The sequence below is a fragment of the Sphingobacterium ginsenosidimutans genome (assembly GCF_039536865.1).
GTDB lineage: Bacteria > Bacteroidota > Bacteroidia > Sphingobacteriales > Sphingobacteriaceae > Sphingobacterium > Sphingobacterium detergens.
In genome coordinates this window covers 16,800-33,566 of the sequence record NZ_BAAAZK010000003.1, presented here as the reverse complement: position 1 = coordinate 33,566, position 16,767 = coordinate 16,800, and the positions used below count along the sequence as shown (strand labels likewise).

Annotated in this window: 15 protein-coding genes; 12 read left to right on the top strand and 3 right to left on the bottom strand. The window is 38.5% G+C overall.

Annotated elements, in window-relative coordinates:
- The first annotated feature begins 4 nt into the window (after positions 1-4).
- The 3 genes from ABFX33_RS08555 to ABFX33_RS08545 all read left to right on the top strand — a co-directional run bounded on the left by ABFX33_RS08555 (position 5) and on the right by ABFX33_RS08545 (position 4,387).
- Positions 5-895 carry a TIM barrel protein gene (locus ABFX33_RS08555; RefSeq protein WP_257093417.1) on the top strand — a complete coding sequence of 297 codons (891 nt, stop codon included), beginning with the start codon at positions 5-7 and terminating at the stop codon, positions 893-895.
- A gap of 244 nt (positions 896-1,139) precedes the next feature.
- Positions 1,140-2,714, top strand: a complete 1,575-nt coding sequence (locus ABFX33_RS08550) for a peptide MFS transporter (protein ID WP_346085515.1) — start codon at positions 1,140-1,142, stop codon at positions 2,712-2,714.
- A gap of 83 nt (positions 2,715-2,797) precedes the next feature.
- On the top strand, positions 2,798-4,387 hold the full coding sequence (locus ABFX33_RS08545) for a peptide MFS transporter (RefSeq protein WP_346085513.1): 1,590 nt from the start codon (positions 2,798-2,800) through the stop codon (positions 4,385-4,387).
- Positions 4,388-4,473: 86 nt separating this feature from the next.
- On the opposite strand, the gene ABFX33_RS08540 is transcribed toward ABFX33_RS08545, so the two are convergent.
- Together ABFX33_RS08540 and ABFX33_RS08535 are read right to left on the bottom strand one after the other, a co-directional pair.
- Positions 4,474-5,766, bottom strand: a complete 1,293-nt coding sequence (locus ABFX33_RS08540) for a hemolysin family protein (RefSeq protein WP_346085511.1) — start codon at positions 5,764-5,766, stop codon at positions 4,474-4,476.
- A gap of 146 nt (positions 5,767-5,912) precedes the next feature.
- Entirely contained in the window at positions 5,913-7,259 is a 1,347-nt protein-coding gene (locus tag ABFX33_RS08535; RefSeq protein WP_346085510.1) for a Gfo/Idh/MocA family protein, read from the bottom strand.
- A 232-nt stretch (positions 7,260-7,491) separates the two neighbouring features.
- On the opposite strand from ABFX33_RS08535, the gene ABFX33_RS08530 reads away from it, so the two are divergent.
- Positions 7,492-8,598 carry a phosphotransferase enzyme family protein gene (locus ABFX33_RS08530; RefSeq protein ID WP_346085508.1) on the top strand — a complete coding sequence of 369 codons (1,107 nt, stop codon included), beginning with the start codon at positions 7,492-7,494 and terminating at the stop codon, positions 8,596-8,598.
- A gap of 73 nt (positions 8,599-8,671) precedes the next feature.
- Positions 8,672-9,319, top strand: a complete 648-nt coding sequence (locus ABFX33_RS08525) for a carbohydrate-binding family 9-like protein (RefSeq protein ID WP_120259406.1) — start codon at positions 8,672-8,674, stop codon at positions 9,317-9,319.
- 26 nt (positions 9,320-9,345) lie between these two features.
- Here the strand turns inward: ABFX33_RS08525 and ABFX33_RS08520 are convergent, their stop codons facing one another.
- Entirely contained in the window at positions 9,346-9,684 is a 339-nt protein-coding gene (locus tag ABFX33_RS08520) for a DUF2853 family protein (RefSeq protein WP_120259407.1), read from the bottom strand.
- Positions 9,685-9,911: 227 nt separating this feature from the next.
- Here ABFX33_RS08520 and ABFX33_RS08515 point away from each other — a divergent pair, with 227 nt between their 5' ends.
- From ABFX33_RS08515 to ABFX33_RS08485, 7 genes are all read left to right on the top strand, one after another.
- On the top strand, positions 9,912-10,160 hold the full coding sequence (locus ABFX33_RS08515; RefSeq protein WP_077437478.1) for a type B 50S ribosomal protein L31: 249 nt from the start codon (positions 9,912-9,914) through the stop codon (positions 10,158-10,160).
- Positions 10,161-10,238: 78 nt separating this feature from the next.
- A complete protein-coding gene (locus ABFX33_RS08510) occupies positions 10,239-11,405 on the top strand; it encodes a putative sugar nucleotidyl transferase (protein WP_346085505.1) in 1,167 nt (388 codons plus the stop codon).
- Between the two features lie 12 nt (positions 11,406-11,417).
- Positions 11,418-12,185, top strand: coding sequence for a triose-phosphate isomerase (gene tpiA, locus ABFX33_RS08505; RefSeq protein WP_257093367.1), 768 nt, complete (start codon positions 11,418-11,420; stop codon positions 12,183-12,185).
- Between the two features lie 9 nt (positions 12,186-12,194).
- Positions 12,195-13,034: a 50S ribosomal protein L11 methyltransferase gene (gene prmA, locus ABFX33_RS08500; RefSeq protein ID WP_346085503.1), complete on the top strand. Its 840-nt coding sequence runs from the start codon at positions 12,195-12,197 to the stop codon at positions 13,032-13,034.
- Positions 13,035-13,041: 7 nt separating this feature from the next.
- Complete coding sequence (locus ABFX33_RS08495) at positions 13,042-14,412, top strand: Mur ligase family protein (protein ID WP_346085501.1); 1,371 nt, start codon at positions 13,042-13,044, stop codon at positions 14,410-14,412.
- 66 nt (positions 14,413-14,478) lie between these two features.
- Positions 14,479-14,808 carry a helix-turn-helix domain-containing protein gene (locus ABFX33_RS08490; protein ID WP_120259412.1) on the top strand — a complete coding sequence of 110 codons (330 nt, stop codon included), beginning with the start codon at positions 14,479-14,481 and terminating at the stop codon, positions 14,806-14,808.
- Between the two features lie 135 nt (positions 14,809-14,943).
- A complete protein-coding gene (locus ABFX33_RS08485; protein WP_257093358.1) occupies positions 14,944-16,719 on the top strand; it encodes a peptide MFS transporter in 1,776 nt (591 codons plus the stop codon).
- The last annotated feature ends 48 nt before the right edge of the window (positions 16,720-16,767 follow it).

The window sequence follows — 16,767 nt, the reverse complement described above, 5'->3', positions numbered from 1 at the left end:
ACACATGAATTCTAGAAGAGATTTTCTTAAAAACCTTGCATTAGCCTCTGCTGGTGTAGCATTGGCGCCATCATTGGAGAGCTTTGCTGTAGCAAAGAAAGACTGGTTTGACATTTCCTTGGCTGAATGGTCATTGCATAAAACTTTATTTAAAGGTGATCTGAACAATTTGGATTTCCCGGTTATAGCTGCAAAAAAATATGGTATCTATGGTGTAGAGTATGTGAATCAATTCTTTAAAGACAAGGCTAATGATAACAATTACCTGACTGAACTGAACATGCGTGCAAAGGATAATGGTGTAAGGAATGTGTTGATCATGGTTGATGGGGAGGGAAATCTTGGTGACGAAGATGAAACTAAAAGAAAACAGGCTGTACAAAATCACTATAAATGGATTTCTGCGGCGAACTTTTTGGGTTGCCATGCCATCCGCGTAAACGCTGCTGGTAAAGGTACGCCTGATGAAGTAAGCAAGCGTGTGGTAGAGAGTTTAACTGCGCTGTCGGATATCGGAAAAAAAGCAGGTATTAGTATTATCGTTGAAAATCATGGTGGTATTTCCTCGCATGGTGACTGGTTGGCTAAAACCCTGAAAGCCGTAGGAAGCAAATATTGTGGAAGCTTACCTGATTTGGGCAATTTCTATGAATATGACCGTTATCAAGGTGTGACAGACTTAATGCCTTATGCGCATGGTGTAAGCGCGAAAACACATGATTTTGATGCGAATGGTAATGAAATTCAAATTGACTATGAGCGTATGTTGAAAATCGTGAAAAAGGCGAAATTCAAAGGATATGTTGGGATTGAGTACGAAGGAAGTAAATTGAGTGAAGAGGAAGGAATCTTCGCAACGAAAAAATTATTGGAGCGTTTGCGTCCATTGATTTAATATAAAAGTATATAAACAAAGTTCTTTTCATGCTATTGAAGAGAACTTTGTTTTTAACCGAGAATTTAATTGATAGGAGATATCCTATTGAAGTAAATCTAAATTTTGTCCATATTATTGTGTCGACTAATTTGATTGCAGCACCTACTTTGGTGGCCTATGAACATAGGACGATTTGGTCTGGATAGCAATGGATAAATTGAAATCACACTACCTGATATTGAAAAATAACGATTAGAAAAACATGAATTTTGAAAAAGATGCTGTTCTGGAATCTCACTTAAATCAAGTGGGTGCTGAACGAGTATTGGTGAAAGGGCATCCCGCTGGATTATTTGTCTTGTTTTTTACGGAGATGTGGGAGCGTTTTAGTTATTATGGTATGCGTGCGCTATTGGTAAACTTTCTGGTTTCGACGATTGCGCAACATGGCTGGGGCTGGACAAATTCGGAGGCCATGAAGCTGTACGGTCTGTATACGGGGATGGTCTTTTTAACGCCTTTATTTGGTGGAATTATTGCGGATCGTCTGACAGGATATAAAAAGTCTATCATGGTGGGGGCGATCATCATGACTCTGGGCCATATTTCGATGGCCATGGAGGGATTCAATAAAAATTTCTTTCTGGCGGGATTGATCCTTATTGTCCTGGGAAATGGTCTTTTCAAGCCCAATATATCTTCTATGGTGGGTAAACTATATCCTGATAAGGGTGGTAAAAAGGATGCCGGATATACGATTTTCTATATGGGGATCAATGGTGGTGCCTTTTTGGGCATGATGCTGTGCGGTTATATTGGTGAGAAAATAGGCTGGCATTATGGTTTTGGACTTGCCGGTATATTTATGTTTCTGGGCATGTTGCAGTTTTACTTTGCGCAGCGCATTTTTGGAAAAATAGGGAATACGCCAGAAAAAGAAAGCACAGTTTCGGAAAAATTGAATCGGGACGATGAACAGCCAAAGCATATTGTACGTGATCGGCTATTGGTCATCGCGATTTTTATGTTTTCAAGTATTGTGTTCCATTTGGCTTTTGAACAGGCCGGAGGTTCGATGACCATATTCGCCAAAAACTATACCCAACGTGTATTGAGCGGAGAAGTTGCCACCATTTTTAAATGGGCAGATTTCGCGTTAACGATCGTCCCTATTGTTGTGATTACTGGAGTACTATTGGTATTGGCGAAGAAAATAATTCGTAAATACCCCTTAATCATACTCTTTTCCAGTATCTCATTTGTGATTATCTGGTCGTTGTGTCTATGGAAGGTTTACCGTGAATATCATGGTATGAATTCGGAAGTGACCGTGTCTTGGTTTCCCATGCTCAATTCTTTCTTTATCATAACGCTAGCAACTTCATTCAGTAAGATCTGGGAGCGTGTATGGAACCCTTCTGGCCCGATTAAGTTTGCGATGGGGCTAACCTTGGTCGGTGTTGGGTTTGCGGCCTTAGCAATAGGGAGTGCAGAGATTCCAACAGGGGCAAAGACGGCTTCGGTCAGTATGATCTGGTTGGTGTTGGCTTACTTTTTTCATACAGTAGGTGAGCTTTGCATCGGTCCTGTGGGATTGTCGTATGTGAGTAAATTGTCTCCAAAGAAATTCCTGGGGCTGTTATTCGGTTTTTGGTTTTGTGCCAATGCCATCGCTAATTTTATCGGTGGATTTATTGGTTCTTACATTGATAAGATAACCGAATCACATTCCATGTCATTTTTCTTTGCCGTGTTTACGGTCATACCTATGATAGCGGCTGTATTTCTGTTGCTTGGTAATAAAAAAATAAAAAAGATGATGCATGGGATTGATTAATTCATAGAAAAATAGTGTATCTTCATGCGATTTTTATCAAATTAAAAACAAAACCTGAGTTATAAAACAATTATTGAAATTATATGAATCAAGAAAAAGATCAAGTTCTTGTAGCACATCTGGCCAAGCAGGGGATAGATGACAAGATGGTAAATGGGCATCCTGCCGGATTATTTGTGCTGTTCTTTACGGAAATGTGGGAGCGTTTTAGCTATTATGGAATGCGTGCGCTATTGACCTTATTTTTAATCAGTACGATCGCTGATGGAGGATGGGAATGGAGCAATGAGCGCGCAATGAAGTTATATGGTTTATATACAGGTTTTGTTTATTTGACCCCATTGATCGGTGGTATGATTGCAGATAAATTGACCGGTTTTAAAAAGGCCATCTTGATCGGTGCATTGATTATGACGTTGGGTCATCTATCCATGGCATTTGAGGCTGTCAATTCAGGCTTCTTTTTCTTAGGTCTACTCTTGATGATCTTGGGAAATGGGATGTTCAAACCAAATATTTCCTCAATGGTTGGAAATCTATATCCAGATAAAAGCGCAAAGAAAGATGCTGGTTACACGATTTTCTATATGGGTATCAATGCTGGCTCATTTTTGGGAATGCTTTTGTGTGGTTATATTGGTGAGAAGATCGGTTGGCACTATGGATTTGGTTTAGCAGGGGTTTTCATGTTTTTTGGAATGTTACAATTCTATTTTGGACAGAAAATATTCGGAATTATTGGCGATACTCCCAAAGCTCTACAGGCTCATCATGACGAAAAAGTTAAAAATAATGAGGAAGTTGATGAGATTATCCCTAGAAATGTTGTTAGAGACCGTCTTATTGTCGTTACAATATTTATGCTCGCTAGTATTGTATTCTTTTTGTCTTTTGAACAGGCTGGGGGATCAATGTCTATTTTTGCCAAAGATTATACACAACGCGTGTTATCGGGAGATTCAGCTGTTGCTTTTAAATGGATCGATACAATATTAACGATCGCTCCCATTATTATTGTAACCATTGTCTTGATCGCACTGGCCAGAAAGATCTATAAACAATATCCATTGACGATTTTGTTTACAGCGATTTCCTTTGGTATTATCTGGGGCTTGGGCTTATGGAAAGTATTTCGTGAGATTGGTATAACAGGTTCGGAAGTTGGTGCCTCTTGGTTCCAGATATTAAATGCCTTTTTTATTATTTCGTTAGCATCCTCTTTCAGTAAATTCTGGGAAAAAATATGGAATCCTTCGGGACCCGTAAAATTCGCGATGGGTTTGATCTTGGTCGGTATTGGTTTTGCAGCCCTGGCTTATGGTGCAAATGATATTCCACAGGGAGCTAAAACAGCTTCAGTGAGTATGATATGGCTTGTTATCGCTTATTTCTTCCACTCAGCGGGAGAACTTTGTTTGTCACCCGTAGGACTTTCTTATGTAAGTAAACTCTCTCCAAAGAAGTTTTTAGGCTTACTTTTTGGCTGTTGGTTCTGTGCTTCAGCTATCGCTAATTTTATCGGTGGATTTTTAGGGTCGTATATTGATAAAATTACAGCAGAGCATTCGATGTCTTATTTCTTCATGATCTTTGCAATCGTTCCAGCTGTGACAGCATTATTATTAATCGTTTTCAATCCTATCTTGAAAAAGATGATGCACGGCATCAACTAAGATAATCGTCTTAAAATTAGAATAACAATAAAGGGCCGATCTATTATGATCGGCCCTTTATTGTTATTGAATTGATAAACTTCGTTTTATTCCTCGATTTTTAATAACAGCTTATCTATACGATTGCCATCCATGTCCAATACTTCAAATACCATATTTTTGAAGCGTACACGTTCGCCCTCCTCAGGGACGTGATCCAGTAATAAAAACACCAAGCCTCCGACTGTCGTGACATTGTTGATGTCGTCCTCATCTTCTTCGGAAAGACCTATTTCAAATTCATCCAGAAGATCCTCGATCTGATATTGGCCATCGACAACATAGTCGCCGCTTTCCAGTTGACGCATTTTGGGGCGTACACTGATGTCGCTTTCGGTAATGTTACCAACGAGGTCTCCTACAATATCGCGTAGTGTAATAATACCCTGTGGCGAACCATATTCGTCAATAACCACCGCTTGATGCACCTGCGATGTCCTCAGTGTATTCATAATACTATATGACGGACTGAATTCGTTGACGAACTTGATCGGCAACAGAAGTTCCCTGAGATTAAAGGGTTTGTCTTGAAAACATTGTCTAAGCAGCGATTTGACATGAACAACACCTTTGATATTGTCTAATCCCCCTTCGCAAACGGGATAAATGGAATGGTCATTGTCAAGGATAATCTGTCTGTTCTCTTCAAAACTGTCTTCAAGATCCAGAAACACAATGTTCTTGCGGTGGGTCATCAGATTGATGGCTTTTTTGTCGCCTAAACTGAGGAGACGATCCACGATATCGTGTTCAATACCTTCAATCACACCACTATCGACCCCCTCGTCGACCAATGCCTTGATCTCTTCTTCGGTAACACTGTTTCCCGTACTTTTGATATTGAGGATCTTGACAATAAACTCAGTAGAGGCGCTCAATAACCAAACAAATGGTCTGACAATCTTGCTGAGCAAGTTCATGGGGTAAGCAATGAACATGGCGTATTTTTCAGGGATAGCCATTCCGATACGCTTGGGTACCAGCTCGCCAAGAACCAATGAAAAATAAGTAATGATTAGCACTACCAAAACAACCGCTAACTCCTGACTATAGGGTGCGAGTATGCTCGATTTATTAAAAACTTCGATCAGGTAGGTGGAGATGCTACCACCCGAAAAGAAACCTGTTAAGATACCAATTAGCGTAATCCCAATCTGTACCGTGGATAGGAAGCTGTTAGGGGATTCTTTGAGATGCAGTGCAATCTTGGCTGCTGGATTATACTTATCGCTCTCGGCCTGTAAGCGCGCCTTTCTGCTGGAAACAATTGAAATTTCGGAAGCAGATAGGATTCCATTTAAGATGATTAGTACTAAGATTATAATTGCTTCGGTGAGCATAATGTTATGGAAAAATTGTTTGTGAACGCTAATTTAAGAAAAAGGCAGCCTAAATGGTAGAACTATCGATATTATATTAAATACCATAACGAAAGAAGCTGTATCTTTTCGGGATACAGCTTCTTTCGTTATGGTATTTTTTGATATTACATACCGCTATCGTCAAGCATAAAGGTATTTTTCTTTGTTTTCCATTTTCCTTTTGTGAAATCTGGGAACTCTAACGTTTTATTACCTTTTTTGATCGATTCTGTAGAAAGTGGGAATACTGCACTCATTGTTACTGAATCATAAACGTCAATTGGCGTTTGAACTTTTTGTTTTACAGCTTGGATAAATGCATTGAATACAAACCAGTCCATACCACCGTGACCTGAACCAGTTGCTAATTCTTCATATTTCTTCCAGATAGGGTGATCATATTTTTTAACCCATTCGTCTGCCGGATCCCAAGTATGGGGTTTTGATTTACCTTCGATATGGATACCTTTAGCGACGTCCATCCAGATACCGTCTGTACCCTGTACACGGAAACCGATAGAATATGGTCTTGGTAAATGGGTATCATGTGTCAACAACATTGTTTCACCATTTGCACATTGTAACATTGTTTGTGTAATGTCACCGTTTTTATAGTTTAACTTACTATTTGGGTGTCCTGGGGATACTTTATTGACATAAGCCGCCAAACCACGTGCCTTACTTGAGTAAGATGTGATATGTGTAAATCTATTGCCTTTGTTGATGTCAACAAATTGCATGATTGGACCTAGCCCATGTGTTGGGTAAAGGTCACCATCTTGGTCGATGTTGAACTGTGTACGCCATTGTGCTTCAGAAAGTGCTTTAGGTCCGTATTCTACACCATGACCGTAATAACTCTTTCCATCATTGAATAGAACTTCACGTAAATCATGTTGATATCCACCTTCAAGATGTAACAATTCGCCAAATAAACCTTGTCTGTGCATATTTAATACAGCAAGTACATCACGACGGAAAGCAACATTTTCCAATGTCATATAAGGTTTGCCTGTTTCTTCAGAAGCTTTTACGACATCCCAGTGATCCTGTACTGTTAAACCTGCGATAACCTCACAACCTACATATAAACCAGCTTTCATGGCATCAATAGCTTGGTCTTTGTGAAATTGCCAAGGTGTTGCAATGATAACAGCATCTAATTTTTCGCTGCTCAACATTTTTTTGTAAGCATCAAGGCCTCCTGTATACTCTTTCGGAAGTTTGGTGCCTTTTTCATTGAACTGTTTACGGCATTGTGCAAGAGATTCTTCTTGTGTATCACATACTGCCACAATTTCTAAGTCGTCTCTATGTAAGGCAATCTGAACGTGATTACGTCCACGAAGGCCAACCCCGATAAAGCCGATTTTTATCTTCCCGTTTGTTTGAGCGAATAGGTCTGTGCTTGAAAGAACGCCGATTCCAGCGGTAGTGATGGCAGTTGATTTAATGAAATTTCTTCTATCCATTGTTTTGAGATATGAGGAGTTTGTATATTAGTTATTTATCTTACAATAAGAACCGTCTATGTGACTGGCTCTTATCAACAAATATATTATTTCATTTGCTATAAATGAAAGTGCAAACGATTGTTTAAATTTATTAAATTTCATGCAATCGTTTGATTGAAATAAAAATTATCATTTATTAATTCAATTTATGATATTGCAAGCACATTGATGATTTAAAAAACATAGTTTAATGTCTGATTTTAACCAATTAGTAGTAGAGAACGCAGCAAAACAATTCACATTAGAAGGAGATATCATTTCAGTGCAGCCTTTTGGTTCTGGTCATATCAATGATACTTATCGTGTAATTACCTCCATAGATAGTGGAATATCGCATTTATTGCAACGCATTAACCATCACGTTTTTCCAAATGTGGACGGTTTGATGCATAATATTGAAATCGTAACAAAACATCTTAGTAAAAAAGTAAAAGTTGCCGAAGGGAAGCAGGTTAGTGATCATGTTCTGACGATCATTCCTACACTGGAGGGCAAACTATATACAACGGATAGTATCGGGAATTACTGGCGTATGTTTATCCTGATCGAGGATACGAAGAGTTATGATATCGTGGAGACGGAAGTGCAGGCCGCAGAAGGTGGACGTGCTTTTGGACTGTTCCAGAAACAGCTTTCTGACCTAGATGCTTCCCGTATTGTAGAGGTACTTCCTAATTTTCATAATGTAGAATTCCGACTTGATAACCTGAGAAAGGCTATCGCAAAAGATGTCTGCCAACGTGTTCGTCTGGTGCAAGATAAACTGGATTTTATCTTTAATCGTGAAGACCGCATGAAGACGATTCTGGATTTGGGAAATAAAGGAGCATTGCCGCTACGTATCACACATAACGATACAAAGTTTAACAATGTATTGTTGGATGTTCATGATAAAATGCAGTGTGTAATCGATCTGGATACAGTTATGCCAGGGTATGTGGCTTATGATTTTGGGGATGCCATCCGTACCATTATTAATCCCGTAGCCGAAGATGAGAAGGATATATCGAAAATCGTGCTGAACCTTTCGTTATATAAGGCTTATGCAGAAGGATATTTGGAAGAAGCAAACGAATTTTTGACGACGCTGGAAAAAGAAACTTTGGTGGATGGTGCATTTTTGTTGCCTTATATGCAAGGAGTACGTTTCTTGACCGATTATATCGAGGGTGACCACTATTATAAAACCAAATATGACGAACATAATTTGGTACGCACCAATACACAGCTGAAATTGGTAGAGGAGATGGAAAAGAATGAGGAATTTATGAGAAAGGTAATTTTTGATTGTATTTAACGATTTTATACCTTTAATATTTTGAGAAGCTTCCATCTGATGATGAAGCTTCTTTTTCTTAACTTTATTGTATATGAAGAAACTAACCATTCTGCCTATTGCATCAGATTTGACCGGCAGTCACAATTTTAATCAGCTTTCGGATCTTGTCAAAGATTTGGAATGGAATACATTGGAATATAGTAATTGGAGCGAGTCGTATCCTTACAAGCCGCAGGTGCGATTTAAAATTGGTTACACGCAAAAAGCATTGCTGTTACAGTTTGACGTCGCAGAAGAGCAATTGCGTGGAAATTATGCGGAGGTGAATCAAAATGTATGGGAGGATAGCTGTGTAGAGCTTTTTGTTTCGTTTGATGATCGTCAGCATTATTATAATATTGAGTTTAATTTGATAGGGACAGGATTGATCGGCTACGGAACTCCTGATAAATCAACGAGAAACAGGCTCAGTGCGGCGGAGATTGAGACGGTGCAGGCATTCTCCATGATTGAACGGCATAGTGGTACGGATAGACGTTGGAGCATGATCCAGGTCATTCCACTGGCTGTCTTTAAATTTAATGATACAAGTGATCTGAAAGGGAAGAAAATACACGGGAACTTTTACAAGTGTGGTGACAACCTAAAAAATCCGCATTTTCTGTCATGGAATAAAGTAGATAATCCAACTCCTAATTTCCATTTACCTCAATTCTTTGGGGAATTGATTTTTGGATAGAAGTTGGATTATTAAAATGTTGATGCTTATTGGTAAACAGATTCTTTTTTGAATTTTTTTGCCAATAAAGCATACACCAAAACACGGTATTTATTTTTATTGGATTTACCAATAGTGGTAATAACCTCTTCTAATGCCTTGTCTAAATCAGGGCCATCTTTAAGACCTAATTTTTTGATCAGGAAATTTTGCTTGACACGATTAAGCTCCTCGGGATCTGATGCTGCAATAGTTTCTGAATCTGCATTGTAAATGGAAGGACCCATTCCTTTTGTCACTTTTGCAATGAACGCATCATCTAGTGATAGACCAAGTTTTTTGGATTCTGCAGTATATGCAGCAATTTTTTCATCTAATTTGCTCATAATTATGTAAATGATTTAATTGTAGTAAGTTAAGTTAGGAGAAAAAACTTGGAAAACAAAATAATTCTTGGGGGATAAATAAAGATTGTTACATTTGTAACCGTTTAAGTGCCGGTAACTGAAAGTGTGGAAAAATTCAGCGAATTATTCTTTGCAATTGTTGCAAATTACATTTTTATAAATTATCTTTGCACCTCAATAATTGAATATACGTAATCATAATAATAATGAAAAAAGATTTGCATCCTTCAAATTACAGATTAGTTGTATTTAAAGATATGTCAAACGACTATGCTTTTATTACTAAATCTTGTGTTGACACGAAAGAGACTATTCAGTGGGAAGATGGTAATGAGTATCCAGTTGTAAAATTAGAGATTTCTCATACATCACACCCTTTCTATACAGGTAAAATGAAATTGGTTGATACTGCTGGACGTATCGACAAATTCCGTAGCCGTTACAACAAAAAATAATTGTAGCAGATCTGTATATTACAATATTAAGAACTCGATAAATGTTATTTGTCGGGTTTTTTTTGTTATTTTTATTTTGTGAAAATCTTTTTTGTAGATTGTTTTGATGCTATCCGACCGTTGGATAAGCTCACTTTCCCGCTGACTTCTTTTGATAAAAAGAGTTTATATCCTTTTACCTTTATTAAATCCTGTCTTGACTTACGTGTCGGTATACTGACGCTAAGAGAGAAATGGAATAGGTTGGCCCCAATGTTCAATTTAGAGCTTTTTGAAGGTGATATTCTGGAAGATGGTATTGTGTGCTTGTCCGAGAATATTATTCCATCTGAGGGCTTATTACAAGCTATTATAGCAATGGAAGCGGGAGATGCCTTACAACAAAATGGAACAGTCTTCGCCTGGCGATATCATCGAGAGGGTGTCTTTAAACTAAGGGATGCTAATGATACCATATCTTTGTTGAATGGGGCAGAGGATCTGTTTTTATTAACGGGCGCTGAAATTGTTAATGATTTCAATCTTTTAGCAAAAAAGACCGCTACTGCGACTGTCTCTGCGACAAATCAGCTGCTGGGTACAGATTTTTACATTGCTGAACAGGTTACGATGGAGTGTGTGACACTCAACTCGACCACTGGACCCATTTATATTGATGAAGGTGTTACAATTATGGAAGGGGCGCATCTCCGGGGACCTTTATACCTAGGGAAGGGAGCTGTCGTAAAGATGGGCGCAACCATCTATGGGAATGTATCTGTTGGTAAGCAGAGCGTTGTAGGTGGTGAAGTGGGTAATTCAGTTATTGGTGACTTCTCTGCAAAAGGTCATCACGGCTATTTGGGCTGTTCGGTCATTGGTGACTGGTGTAATCTCGGCGCAGGAACATCCAATTCAAATCTAAAAAACAATCTAAAAACGGTTACGATTTATGATTATAAACTGGAAGACTTTAGAGATACAGGTTTATTGAAGTGTGGTGTCTTTATAGGTGACTATACACGAGTAGGGATCAACTCATCTTTCAATACCGGAACCGTAATTGGAATTGCAAGTATGCTAGCAGATACAAGTTTTTATGCTAAATTTGTACCGTCGTTTGCCTGGGTGTTCAATGGGGATACACAGATCTATAACTTTGATAAGTTTATGGCGTATCTGGAAGCACTATATATATCGAAAAATGAGGAATTACCGGAACGGCTCATAAGGGAATTGAATCAACTTAACAAAAAATATAATTAAATCGTAAAAATCATGCGTAAGAAAATCGTAGCTGGTAACTGGAAAATGAATTTAGACTATCAATCAGGATTAAGTTTATTCTCTGAAATTATCAATATGGCCAAAGATGAGGTAATCGGAAATCAGGAACTGGTTGTTTGTAGCCCTTTCATCCACTTGTCAAGTCTTGGGCAATTATCTAAGAATGTTGCAAATGTGAATATTGGTGCACAAAATATTCATCAGGCGGAGTCTGGAGCATACACAGGTGAGATTTCAGCAGGTCAGGTAAAATCGGTGGGTGCTTCACATGTGATCTTAGGTCACTCTGAAAGACGTGCTTATTTTGGTGAAACAGATGCGTTGTTGGCTGCTAAAGTGGATATCGCGCTGAAACATGGCCTGACGCCTATATTTTGTATCGGCGAAACAAAAGAAGAACGTGAATCGGGTGATTTCTTTGAAATAATTAAAACACAATTGACAGCTGGATTGTTCCATTTGTCCAGTGAAGATTTTGCTGCAGTCGTATTGGCTTATGAGCCAGTTTGGGCGATTGGGACAGGACTTACCGCTAGCCCAGAGCAAGCGCAGGAAGTTCATCAGTTTATTCGTCAGGTTGTCGCAGAAAAATACGGCCAAGAAGCAGCGGATAACACAAGTATCCTGTATGGTGGATCTTGTAATCCGGGCAATGCGAAGGATCTATTTGCACAGGCAGATATTGACGGTGGTTTGATTGGAGGAGCTTCTTTGAAATCGAGAGATTTTATAGATATTGCCAAAGTGTTTAACGGCTAATTTTTAGAAATGAAATACATAGAGGTTATCTTTCAAATGCTATCGGGTGAGGAATGGCAAAAAGATCTATTGGTATCTGATTTGGCAGACATCGGCTTTGATACTTTTGAAGATACCGAATCAGGATTTGCAGCTTATATTCCAGCTGCAAATCTTGATTTGCAAGCATTAGAAACGTTAATGCTAAATCTTGATGAGGGATTTGAAGTAGACTATAAGGTTCAGGAAATTGAAAATCAGAATTGGAACAAACTCTGGGAGAGTAATTTTAACCCCATTGAAGTCGGTGGACAGTGTTATGTACGTGCTACGTTTCATGACGCAAAACCTGATTTCCCTTATGAAATAATCATTGATCCTAAAATGTCCTTCGGGACAGGACACCATCAGACCACATCGATGATGCTCCAATATATTTTGGAGAATGATTTTGAGGGTAAGCAGGTGCTGGATATGGGCTGTGGTACGGGTATTCTAGCGATCTTGGCGTCCAAAAAAGGTGCTAATGCTGTCTTGGCAGTAGATTATGATGAAATCTGTGTGGACAGTGTGATCGAAAATAGACTGCTTAATACCGTAGACAATATCGAGGCTATTTGTGGTTCCTTCGAAGTTTTAGAAGGCCGAATTTTCGATACTATCTTAGCAAATATCAATCGAAATATTCTATTGGAACAATTACCACAATATGCTTTAAGTATCAATAAAAATGGAGAGTTGTACTTAAGCGGATTTTATGAACAGGAAGATTTGGCGATGTTACGTGATACTGCTAAGTCTTTAGGTTTTGAATTTATCTCCAAAAAAGTTTTAAATAATTGGTGTGCAGCCAAGTTTGTGAAACGGTAATAGAGCGATGCGTATTCATTTTATAGCGATAGGTGGTAGTGTGATGCATAACCTTGCCATTTCTTTGGCAAAGCAAGGGCACCAAATTACTGGATCTGATGATCAGATTGTGGAACCTTCCCGTTCCCATCTCATCGAAGCTGGATTATTGCCAGATCAATTGGGATGGTTTGCCGACAAGGTGACGGAAGATATTGATGCCGTTATTTTGGGAGCACATGCGCAAGCAGATAATCCCGAATTGAAAAAGGCGCAAGAATTAGGCCTGAAGATCTATTCTTTTCCCGAGTTTATACAAGAACTCTCACAGGATAAAATCCGTGTGGTTATTGCAGGGAGCTACGGGAAAACAACGATTACGAGCATGATTATGCACGTTATGCGCTCCTTAGGAAAAGAATTTGATTATTTGGTTGGGGCGCAATTAAGGGGCTTTGATAAACTTGTGGATATTACCAAACATAATAAGATTATTATTATCGAGGGAGATGAATATGTTTCGTCCAAAATTGATTCCAAGTCGAAATTTTTATATTATAAGCCTAATATCGCACTAATCTCGGGTATCGTATGGAATGAATTTAATTCCAAAATATCTCAAGAGGAATATATTAAACAATTTGAAGATTTTATTGATTCCATACCCCCTAAAGGAACACTGATCTATAATAAAGAAGATGCCGTTCTTCAAAAAGTTTTGCAAGATACCAAAGACTGTAAAATTAACCGGCATGGCTATAAGATCCCCGATTACACAATTAATAAGGGGGTTACCTATCTAAATACCGCAGACGGAGAAGTTCCTTTACAAGTATTCGGGAAACATAATCTGTCTAATATCGCTGGTGCTTATACAGTCTGTGAATGGTTGGGCATTAAAAAGAAAGAGTTCTTTGATGCAATAAAGAGTTTTAATACATCTATCCGTTATCTGGAGTTTGTGGCGAGCTCAGAAGGATCTGTAGTCTATCAAGATTATGCCTGCAATGCGGATAAAGTGCGGTCGAGTATTCACGCGGTAAAAGAACAATTTCCTAATCAGAAATTGGTCACAATTATCGAATTAAACTCGTATGATAGTTTAGATTCTTCCTTTTTGTTACAATATGCGAACTCAATGGGAGAGTCGGATCTCTCTGTGGTCTACGTGAATATCCACTCCTGTAAGGAACTTAATAAGGATATTGAAAGTGTTCCTGAGAATATCAAAAGGAGTTTTAATAATCCTGATTTAGAGGTTGTTGTGAGCTTAGATGGCCTGTATTCCTTTTTGGATGGAGTTAAATCTAAGGGTTACAATTTACTACTTATGAGTTTAAATAATTATAACGGGGTTAATCTCTCGGTGCTCGCTGATCGGTTTTTTAGAGATTTTTAGAGAAAAAAATATAATTTAATGTAAATTATATTTTTATTTGCTATTTTTGTTTAAAATATCTACCAGATGAATGCATTAGGAAAAAAAATCAGATTACTTAGACACCAAAAGGGATGGAGTCAAGAGGATGTTGCAAAGCGATTGGATATCTCAATCCCAGCATTTTCAAAAATTGAAACAGGTATTACAGATGTAAATCTGTCTCGCCTTAATCAAATCTCAAAATTATTCAATTTGACAGTTGTTCAACTACTATCTACTTCTGATTCAGAAGAGGATAAAGAGTATGTCAATGAGGTCAATGCGTTAACGCAAAAGTTGCAACTACGTGATGGCGAAGTTATCGAACTTCAGAAAAAGGTCATTGATCTTTACGAACAATTGCACAAAAGATAGGGCATATTAAAAATGTTACGGAAAAGGCAATCCAAATGGGTTGCCTTTTTTTGTTTATGCAACTTTATTTTGGCCAAAAGTGATTTTGTTTTTGTTTCTTTGTAAGTATTTTATAAAAATAAAGGTTGATTACTTATGGGGAGACTAAACGGGGATATAACAACTAGCCCGTCGAACGATTTTTTTAAATCGAATGTACTAGGACAGCGCTCAGGGCTGTTCGTGCTTTTCTTTACAGAGATGTGGGAGCGGTTCTCATTCTATGGAATGCGTGTTCTATTGATGCAATTTTTAACTGCTGCGGTTATCCAAGGTAGCCCATTCTCTGGCTGGGCATGGACTGCACAACAAGCAGGTGCATTGTACGGAACATACGCGATGATGCTCTATCTGACACCAATACTCGGTGGGATCATTGCCGACAAATACATCGGATCCAGAAAAGCTGTTATTATCGGCTCAGCTATCATGACATTGGGGCATGCCGCAATGGCTTTTGATACCGCGATCATGTTTTTTCTGGGATTGATCTGTTTGGTTATAGGAACAGGTTTTTTCAAACCGAACATGCCTTCGATCCTTGGCGAAATGTATAAAGATCTTCCTGAAAAGAAGGATGGAGCGTATACGATATTCTATATGGGTGTCAATGCAGGCGCTTTCTTTGGGATGATGCTCTGTGGTTACATCGCTGAAACATATGGATGGCATTGGGGATTTGGATTGGCTGGTATTTTTATGCTCCTAGGTACCCTTCAGTTTGTGTTTGCAAAACCGCTCATGGGTAACCTCGGTATTTTGGACAAATCCGCGATTGGGGAGAAGAAAGAAGTTATTGTCAATGATACGGATACTAAAAATCCGTTTACAATAAAGGATTTCGTGCTTATCGGTATTGTAGCTATCATAGGATTTGTATATGCCTTCAATGATCCATTGTCGAAAAATGGTATTATTGATGTTTTTGCCGGGTTGGATACTTCTTTTTTAAGAGGTCAGTATATCATGGTCATTATTGCATTGATCTTGTTTATTTATTTGATCGTTTCCCGGATTTTACGTTATGACAAGACTGTACGGGATAGAATGTTTGCCGTGGTGCTTTTGGCGTTTTTCCTCATTTTCTTTTTCATGAGCTTTGAACAAGGGGCAACCTCATTGGTCATTGTCGCAAGGGATAATATCGACAGAGCACTTACAGGTGCCGCATTGACGACATTTAATGTAGTCAATGGTTTATTAACGATCGTACCATTAGCAATTATCAGCTGGGTTTTAATAAAACTTGCAAAGGTAACCTGGGATAAGATTGCCATCTCTAATATCGTATTATTTGTCTGCTTTGGACTGATCTGGGGTGCCGCAATCTGGATGCTTTATCAGGAGTTTAATAAAGAAGCTTCGGAAATCAAAGTATCCTGGTTTTCTATTCTCAACTCATTTTTTATCATTGCACTAGCTTCCACGGTATCTAAGATATGGGAATCGAAATACAATCCTTCAGCTGCCTTTAAATATGGATTTGGTCTGATACTGGTTGCCATTGGATTCCTGATTATCGGATTAGGCTCATGGGGCATAGCACCGGGAATGAAAATTTCTATGGTATTTCTCGTCTTGACTTACCTATTTCATACATTGGGAGAATTGTTTATTTCTCCGGTGGGCTTATCTTATGTTTCTAAATTGGTTCCAGCACGGATGTTGGCTTTTATGTTCGGCATCTGGTATCTAGCTATTGCTATTGCACAAAAGGTTGCAGCGGTATTGGGCGGACAGGTCGAGACAATTCAACAGGAATATTCGTTGAGTCACTTTTTCTTTTTATTTACGGCTATTCCAGCTTTGGCCGGATTGCTTGTCATGCTGTTCAATCCTTTGATCAAAAGATTGATGCACGGAGTTAAATAATAACTATATAAGCTTCTTTTACGAAAGAAGCTTTTTTGATTAATATAA